The organism is Mesonia sp. HuA40 (assembly GCF_008017835.1).
Classification (GTDB): domain Bacteria; phylum Bacteroidota; class Bacteroidia; order Flavobacteriales; family Flavobacteriaceae; genus Mesonia.
Genome location: NZ_VRLT01000012.1, coordinates 1 through 1,526, shown reverse-complemented (window position 1 = coordinate 1,526; position 1,526 = coordinate 1). Strand labels below are relative to the sequence as shown.

1 protein-coding gene is annotated in these 1,526 nt (G+C 32.0%); it reads right to left on the bottom strand.

Annotated elements, in window-relative coordinates:
* Positions 1-435: 435 nt before the first annotated feature.
* Positions 436-1,404 carry a hypothetical protein gene (locus FT993_RS01675; RefSeq protein WP_147860808.1) on the bottom strand — a complete coding sequence of 323 codons (969 nt, stop codon included), beginning with the start codon at positions 1,402-1,404 and terminating at the stop codon, positions 436-438.
* Positions 1,405-1,526: the final 122 nt, after the last annotated feature.

The window sequence follows — 1,526 nt, the reverse complement described above, 5'->3', positions numbered from 1 at the left end:
TTACTATTTATCTTTAAAACTGAGACTTCAAATTCTTTTTTTCTTTTACTTCAAATTTTTGATTCGACCTTAATTCGCTTAATTTTTAAATTCGCTTTTTACTATTTTGAAAGATATTGTTTTATTCAGCTTTCTTGTCAGCGTTGTGCTTTTCATTCGGCGTTATGCTTTTCAATTCCGTTGTTTTCTTTTTAAGTCAGTTTTTTCTTTTAAGAACTTATTTTTGTTTTTTACTTCATCTTTTCAAGCAGTCGGATTCATTATTTTTCCGCTTTGCTTTTCATTCCGAGGTATTTTTGCCAACGGTCTTGTATATGAAAAGTAGCGGGTTTTACACACTAACTTTTCGGATTATAACTGACCTTTAATTTATATTTTAATTTTCGATTAAAAACCTAAACCCCAATTGCTTATAGCCGTTGTTGTGGCTAGTGTTTATTCTCCGTTCGGTATATTTTTATCTTTACAATATTGTTCTATTTCGGTATCATTTTCAAAATAGTCATCACAAAATTCATTCAATTCTTTCTCGGTCGATTTGTAATATCTTTCTTGAGCAGTCATAAGTCTGTCTGTTTGTTCAATAAATTGTTCAAACTCCTTATTTATCTTACAAAGTTTGTCAATTGTCTTAAAGTCAAGGTCTCGATAACTTGCGGGAAAAAGGATTTTACTTTGATATGGATTTGCATTTAGTTCAATAATTCCAATCCCGAACGATTGGTTTAATCTTTCCATTTCGTCTGATAAACTATCGCTAAACTCAAAAGCAACCAAATATCCATAATTCGCCCAACTTGAATTTGAAACTGCTTGGAAATAAGCCTTTTTTAATTCCGAGTCTGAGTTGATTTCCTTTTTAATCTCGTATGAACTCAATTTGAAAGTGTCAACTCGGTTAATTGACTTTAAAAAATTCTGACTGACTTTTGTCTGAAGGTTTAGAAATTTAATCCCAACCATATCTGGATGAGTCCAAATCTGATTGTTGTCTTTTCCGTATTTTGATTGTTCGTGAAATATGGTTTTTGAATAAATCTTTGTGTTCTTTAAATAACTACTCAAAAGTTTGTGTAAATCCCGTTCATTGTATGTTTTAGCTTTTACTTTTATCGGTTTTGTAGTTGTCGTTTCGGTTGTTCCTGAAAGAATTTCAATTCCGATTTCCTGCTCGTTTTTAGTCAAATAGTATGAGTAAGTTCCTCCGTCTTGTTTTATTCGCTTTACTCGACTATCTCCATTTCTAATAAAATCTCCGAGTAATGCAGATATTGTCGAAGCTGGTGTTTTGGCTGTTCCAAAATCATAGTAGCCTTTACTCACAATATGGTCGTGAACCTCCAAATAATTTGTCAGTGCGTTTATATCGTCAAGACTTTTTAAAATCGCTTCTTTTATTGTCATATTTTTCTTTTGGTATGGTTCGTTTTTACATTAGCCACAACGGCTTTGGCTATGATTTCGTTGCGGAAAAATACGCAGGATTTATTCCGTTATAGCTCAAAGATAGAAAAAAGCGTGGAATT